The sequence below is a fragment of the Halorubrum sp. AJ67 genome, from assembly GCF_000513435.1.
This window is the reverse complement of record NZ_CBVY010000011.1, coordinates 156,434-163,092: the sequence shown is the minus strand read 5'-3', so window position 1 is coordinate 163,092 and position 6,659 is coordinate 156,434. Positions and strand designations below refer to the sequence as shown.

8 protein-coding genes are annotated in these 6,659 nt (G+C 66.7%); 3 read left to right on the top strand and 5 right to left on the bottom strand.

The window, feature by feature from the left end:
* Both BN903_RS10500 and BN903_RS10495 read left to right on the top strand, forming a co-directional pair.
* Positions 1-753: ATP phosphoribosyltransferase regulatory subunit (locus tag BN903_RS10500; RefSeq protein ID WP_048077670.1), on the top strand; the 753-nt coding region annotated here is incomplete at its 5' end.
* Positions 754-831: 78 nt separating this feature from the next.
* The gene (locus BN903_RS10495) at positions 832-1,908 is read left to right on the top strand and encodes a CNNM domain-containing protein (RefSeq protein ID WP_048077669.1); all 1,077 of its coding nucleotides are present in this window, start codon (positions 832-834) and stop codon (positions 1,906-1,908) included.
* 231 nt (positions 1,909-2,139) lie between these two features.
* Here the strand turns inward: BN903_RS10495 and BN903_RS10490 are convergent, their stop codons facing one another.
* The 5 genes from BN903_RS10490 to BN903_RS16840 form a co-directional block, all read right to left on the bottom strand.
* A complete protein-coding gene (locus BN903_RS10490; RefSeq protein WP_048077668.1) occupies positions 2,140-2,547 on the bottom strand; it encodes a DoxX family protein in 408 nt (135 codons plus the stop codon).
* 76 nt (positions 2,548-2,623) lie between these two features.
* Positions 2,624-3,217, bottom strand: a complete 594-nt coding sequence (locus BN903_RS10485) for a DJ-1/PfpI family protein (RefSeq protein WP_048077667.1) — start codon at positions 3,215-3,217, stop codon at positions 2,624-2,626.
* A gap of 513 nt (positions 3,218-3,730) precedes the next feature.
* The gene (locus BN903_RS10480; protein ID WP_048077666.1) at positions 3,731-4,666 is read right to left on the bottom strand and encodes an acyltransferase; all 936 of its coding nucleotides are present in this window, start codon (positions 4,664-4,666) and stop codon (positions 3,731-3,733) included.
* A gap of 54 nt (positions 4,667-4,720) precedes the next feature.
* Positions 4,721-4,984, bottom strand: coding sequence for a hypothetical protein (locus BN903_RS10475; RefSeq protein WP_154018114.1), 264 nt, complete (start codon positions 4,982-4,984; stop codon positions 4,721-4,723).
* A gap of 213 nt (positions 4,985-5,197) precedes the next feature.
* Positions 5,198-5,359: a hypothetical protein gene (locus BN903_RS16840; RefSeq protein ID WP_154018113.1), complete on the bottom strand. Its 162-nt coding sequence runs from the start codon at positions 5,357-5,359 to the stop codon at positions 5,198-5,200.
* Between the two features lie 296 nt (positions 5,360-5,655).
* On the opposite strand from BN903_RS16840, the gene BN903_RS10470 reads away from it, so the two are divergent.
* Positions 5,656-6,659 (top strand): aldo/keto reductase (locus tag BN903_RS10470; RefSeq protein WP_048077687.1); only part of this gene is annotated, 1,004 nt, incomplete at its 3' end.

Here is a 6,659-nt window from a genome sequence, read left to right as displayed (position 1 = left end):
AAGCGTGCGAAGGTCGACGACGGCGAGTACGTCGGCCTGCTCTCCGACGCGGGCCTCGCCCGCGACACCGCGCGCGACTTCGACGACCTCATCTCGGGCGTCGAGACGGTCGAGGACCTCGACGCCGTCGCCGAGGCCGGCGGCGAGGAGGTCGAGGCGGCGGTCGAGAACCTCCGGAACGTCCTCGCCGCCGCCGACGACTTCGGCGCGGGCGAGTTCTGCGAGGTGTCGCTGGCGACCGCCCGCGGACTCGACTACTACACCGGCGTCGTCTTCGAGTGCTTCGACTCCACGGGCGAGGTGTCCCGCTCCGTCTTCGGCGGCGGGCGCTACGACGACCTCATCGAGAGCTTCGGCGGCCAGCCCACCCCCGCGGTCGGGGTCGCGCCCGGCCACGCGACGCTCAAGCTCCTCTGTCAGCGCGCCGGCGTCTGGCCCGACGAGGAGCTTTCGACCGACTACTACGTGCTCTCGGTGGGCGACACGCGCAGCGAGGCGGCCGCGCTCGCGAACGACCTCCGCGCGCTCGACGACGACGTGGTCGTCGAGCAGGACGTCTCCGGCCGTTCGTTCGGCGCGCAGCTCGGCTACGCCGACTCGATCAACGCCGAGACCGTCGTCGTGGTCGGCGAACGCGACTTGGAGAACGGCGAGTACACGGTGAAAGACATGTCGAGCGGCGACGAGACGACGGTTCCCGTCGGAGAGTTCCCGCCCGAGGAGGGACTGCCGACGTACGAGGACTACGAGTAGCGCCCGACCTCCGTCCGCCTCGCCGACCGCCGACCGTCCCTCAACGCTTTTGCGTCCCGCGTCGAGACCGTGGGGACGATGATCCCGCTCGCGACGGCGATGCCCCCCGGCGAGGTCGCCCTCCGGATCGCGGCCGGCGTCTTCCTCATCCTGATCAACGCGTACTTCGTGGCGATCGAGTTCGGACTGACCCGCCTCAGGCAGTACCCCGAGTCGGAGATGGACTCTCCCGGCCTGCGCCGCGCTTGGGAGATGACCGACGACTTGGAGTTCTACCTCACCACCTGTCAGATCTGGATCTCGGGTACGAGCATCGCGCTCGGTATCGTCGCCGAGCCGGGGCTCGCGGCGGTGTTCGCACCGGTGTTCGAGAACACGACGCTCGCCTCCGCCGGTGCCGGGTCGCTCCTCGCCTTCTTCCTCATCAACATGGTCCACCTCACGCACGGCGAGCAGACGCCGACGTACCTCGGCGTCGAGCGCTCGAAGCAGGTCGCCGAGTACGGCGCGCGTCCTCTCTACTGGTTCGCGTGGCTCATCTCCCCGCTGATCAAGTTCGGTGACCGGGTCGCGAAGGCGACGCTGCGGCTGTTCGGCGTCGAGATGACCGGGTCGTGGACCGAGACCGAAGGGGAGGTGTTGGAGACGCGCGCGCAGCTCCGCACCCGTCTCGGCTCGATGATGGAGGAAGTGGACCTGCCCGAGGAGCGCAGACAGGAGGTCCTCGCCGCGCTCGACGTCGACGAGGTGGCGGTCGGCGACGTCATGACGCCGGCCGACGAGATAGTCTCGCTGTCGACGACCGCGTCCGCCGAGGCGAACCTCGACCGCATCAGCGACACGCCGCACGCGCGGTTCCCGCTCGTCGGCACGGACCTGACGGCGTTCGAGGGGATCGTGTACGCGCCGTCGATCGTGAGCCACTTCGAGGCGCTTCGGGCGGGCGAGACGACGTTCGCGGAGATCGCCGCCCCGCCGATGACCGTCTCGGCCGCGACGAGCGTGAGCGACGCCTTCGACCAGTTCCAGGCGGAGCGACAGGAACTGGCGCTCGTGATCGAGGACGGCGCGGTCGTCGGGCTGATCACTGCGACCGATGCGCTGGAGGCGGTGATGGGCCAGTTGGAGGACCCGCTGGACGCGGGCGACTTATAAATCCGCTGCGGTGGCGCGTGCCGATGAGTGGCCGGTAGGCCACGAACCGCACGCGCGAGGGAGTCGCTGGCGGTTGAGCGGAGCGAAGACCGCCAGCGACGAGGCTGGGGAGGTATGAGGTGCGGTTGCGGTGCTGTGCGGGGCGGGATTCGGCGGTGTTTGCCGTCGCTCCGAGATTACCGAACTATAACCAATCAACCGGCCGTTCGGAACAGCGCCCTGTATCGTCGCTCAGTTCTTGTACGCCTCCCGTAGGAACACCAAGGCCCCGCCGAGCATCGCGAGGTTCCCGAAGAAGGCGAGCCGTTCGCCGCTCGCGTCGTCCTCGTTGGCGTTCCAGAAGTCGTGCATCGTCGCGGTCACGACCGTCAGGAACGCGACCGCCGCACCGGTGGCGACGCGCGGGAGCCGCCAGAGCGCGATGCCGACCCCGGCGACCACCATCATCCCGGAGGCGAACGGCGCGGCGACCTCGGGCATCGGCACGCCCGCCGACTCGGCGTACTCGACCGTGTCGTCCATGTCGCGGAAGTCCTCCGAGGCCTGCGCGGCGAGGCCGACCCCGAGCAGCACGCGGCCGAGCTGGGAGGGCGCGCCGCGGTTGAGGTCGTCCGTCGAATCGGTTGCGTCGTCGCTCATGGCTAGTGTAACGGTAGCGCACGACATAAATCGCGGTGTCGACCGCAGCCGCCGGAGGACAGCCTGTCCGACGCGGTCAGTCCGCGGTCGCGGCCGCCGGTCCGTGCTCGATCTCCGTCCCGAGCAGGTCGAGGAACTGCGCGATCCACTCCGGGTGGTCGGGCCACGCCTGTCCGGTGACGAGGTTGCCGTCGGTCGTCACGCCGTCGACCCACGAGCAGCCGGCGGCCTCGACCTCCGGCCTGACGGCGGGGTACGCCGTCATCTCGTAGCCGTTCAGGACGCCCGCGGCCGCGAGGATCTGCGGGCCGTGACAGATCGACGCGACCGGCTTGTCCGCCTCGAAGAAGTGCCGGACCGCGTCGAGCACCTCGTCGTAGCCGCGGAGGTACTCGGGGGCGCGTCCGCCGGGGACGACTAAGGCGTCGTACTCCGCGGGGTCGACCTCGTCGAACCCGTGCGTGAGTTCGAAGTTGTGGCCGCGAGTCTCCAGGTACGTCTGGTCGCCGCGGAAGTCGTGGATCGCGGTCTTGACCGACTCGCCGCCCTCCCGGTCTGGGCAGACCGCGTGGACCTCGTGGCCCACCGCCTGAAGCGCCTGAAACGGCACCATGATCTCGTAGTCCTCGCCGAAGTCGCCGACGATCATCAGTATCTGTTGTCCTGTCATGTGTGTAACACCACTTTGGAGTACGCGCCGCTGGCAGATAACGATACTGGCGAGCGGTAGCACACCACGAACTAATCTCGACAACCGACCGCGACCGCAGTTCGCGGTGGCGCGCGCCTCCGAGGCCGCATCGCGGCCGAGGAGCGCCGCGCGAGGGAGTCAGTCGCCGGAGCGGAGCGACGGCGACTGACGAGGTTGGGGAGGCATGAGGTGCTGTGCGGTTGCGGGGCGGGACTCGAAGGGGCAGCCGCGAGGCGGGCAGAGGCGTTCACGAGAGCGAAGCTCTCGTGAGCCAATCAGAACGCGAAGCGTTCTGATGACGACGTAAGCACCGCAGCGAGGGAGCGAAGCGACCGAGCGAGGAGCACAGCGAGCGTCTGCCCGCCTCGCGGCTGGGGCTTCGGAACGGTTCGTGCCGATCAGCAATTTACGAGCAGGAACACCGCCGTCCGATCGATCGACTCACCTTCTGACAGCCGCTACAGGCTGTTCGCGAAAACGCGTTTTAGCGTCCTACCGTTCCGTCGAGGGCGGCGAGGGGTTCTCGACGTCCGGCGGCTTCAGGTCCCGGCCGAACTCGTCGAACTGATCGAGGTCGTCGGGGAGTTCGTACTCGATCTCGCGGTCGTCCTGGTTGTCGGGCAGCCGCCCGTCCTCTAACTCCTCGGCGGCGGACTCCCAGCCGGGCTTCACGCGGACGGATCGGGCGGGCGATCCGACGACGACGTGATGGTCGGGCACGTCGCCCTGGACCACGGAGCGCGCGCCGACGACGCTGTTCTCGCCGATCCGGCAGCCCGCCCGAACCATCGCGTCGTAGGTGACGCGGGCGTCGGCTTCGACGATCGTGTGGAAGTTCCGGACCGTGGTCTGGTCGACGATGTCGTGGTCGTGGCTGTAGAGGTGGACACCGTCGGATATAGAGGCGCGGTCGCCGATCGTCAGCTTCCCGCGGTCGTCGAGGTGGACGCCGTCGTGGACCACGACGTTGTCGCCGACCTCGATGTTGTGGCCGTAGGTGACGGAGATACCCTTGAAGAACCGACAGTTGTCTCCGCACTCGGCGAAGAGGTGGCTGCCGAGCATCTGCCGGAAGCGGAGCGCGAACTCGACGTTGTCCGCCATCGGCGTGGCGTCGAACTGCCGCCAGAGCCACTGGAGGTGTTTCGAGCGCTGGAAGCGGTCCTCGTCCTTCTCGGCGTAGTACTCCGATTCCAGCGTCGCGTTACACGGGTCGTACCCCTGAAGGCGGACGCGTTCGGCGCGCGAGACGGACTCGCCGTCCTGCCACGCCTCCCACGCCTCGCGGTCGCCGTGGAGGTCGATCAGCACGTCCCGGACGACCTCGCAGGTGTCCTCGTCCGAGGAGAGCCGCTCGTCCACCTCGTCGATGAACCCTCGGACCCCGGCCTCCGCGCCGTCGGGCAGGGACACGTGTCGCTTCGTCATTGCCCTTCCGTTCGGCGCGACGCCTCAAAGGGATTCGGTTGTGCGACCGCGGCGTCAGGGAGCGTCGCTACTCGGTCGGTCGCCTCTGTGGGACGCGCCCGTGTCGCCGTCTCCGTCGCTGCCGTCGCCGCCGTCGACTAGTCCGTCGCGGTCCGGCCCGATCGCGACGCCGACGAAGCCCAACACGATCAGAAACAGCACCGCGAGCATGAGACCGGTCGGACCGTACCGGAGGCTGAGGTCGGTGAGCGCGACGGCGGCGATCACCGCCAGCAGGAAGGCGATCACGTCGAGCGCGTCGTGGAGGGATTCGTCCATGCGCGGATGAATCCGCGGGCGACGGGTATAGGTTAGGGCGGCTTTGTTGAAATCCACAGCGGCTGATCGTTTTACCCCTCAATCGGTCAGTACAGAGGACGCACCGATCGTTCAATACAGGTGACCGACTTGCCGCAGGGAATCGAGATATATCTACCAACTGATGATAGAATTCAAGTAATACAGAGAATAAATTTAACAAATAATAATACATCAAATATATTTTGACGCCCAAATCCACGCAAGACCGATAAGAACGGTACCAAATCCAACACCAATTACAGGTGAAATATCACCCGAAACACCGACTGCTACCTGAAAAAAACCACCCACAATCATCAATGTGAGTGGCTTCTGTTTGCGCTCTCGTTCCACATTCAATTATATTTCCATAACATGATAAATATTTGTTTCCGTGTTTTATTTTAGATTCCTCTCTGTGACGATTTGCCGGCTATTAGTTCATTTATCTCATTTACTGGCAGGAATCACAGCAGTCAATTCGCGGGTGTCTTTGACCAGCGGTTTCAGGGGAGAATCTATCCGAACGGGATTTCAACAGAGCAGTTCGGGCGGCGACCCCCGCCGGACTCCTCGTCTCGGTGAGCCGGCGCTACCACGCCGCGGGACCGACCGCGCCCGATAAGTGTCCCGACCGCCAACTAGTGGGTATGCAACACCGCGAACTGGGGAACTCCGGCGTCGAGGTCTCCGAGATCGGCTTCGGCGCGTGGGTCGTCGGCACCGATTGGTGGGGCGACCGCTCCGACGAACAGGCGGTCGGGATGGTCGAGGACGCGCTCGACGCGGGCGTCACCTACGTCGACACCGGCGACGTGTACGGCCACGGCGACAGCGAGGAGATAATCGGGCGGGCCATCGACGGCCGCCGCGACGAGGTGACGCTGTCGACGAAGATCGGCTACGATTTCTACGACAACCCGCAGGCCGGCCACGGCGAACTGCCGAAGGAGCTGAACCGCGAGTACCTCACCGAGGCGTTCGAGGCCTCGCTCGACCGGCTCGACACCGACTACGTCGACGTGCTCCAGCTTCACAACGCCAACGTCGACGAGGTGACCCCCGAGGTGCGCGACCTCCTCGCGGAGTGGAAGGCCGACGGCCGCGTCCGCGCGCTCGGCTGGGCGCTCGGTCCCTCGATCGGCTGGCTCGCCGAGGGCGACGCCGCCGTCGAGTACGAGGAGTTCGACGCGGTCCAGACCGTCTTCAACCTCTTCGAGCAGGAGCCGGGGCGACACTTCGTGGAGTCGATCCGCGAGTCCGACTCGGACACCTCCGTCATCGCCCGTGTCCCGCACTCCTCCGGGCTGCTCAACGAGCAGGTGACGCCCGACACCGTCCTCGAAGACGGCGACCACCGTTCGCACCGCCCGAAGGAGTGGTACGAGACGGGCTGGGAGAAGGTCGAGGCGATCCGGTTCCTCGAGGATCCGGACCACGCCGACGGGACGCGGACGATGGCGCAGGCCGCGATCCGCTGGCTGCTCGCGCACGACGAGGTCGCCTCCGTCACGCCGACGTTCCGCGACGGCGACGACATCGCCGAGTGGAGCGCGGCGGGCGTGCCGCCGCTCTCCGACGCCGAGTACGAGCGCGTCGACGAGCTGTACGCCCGCAACTTCGACATCGACCGCGACGACGGGATGGACGTGCT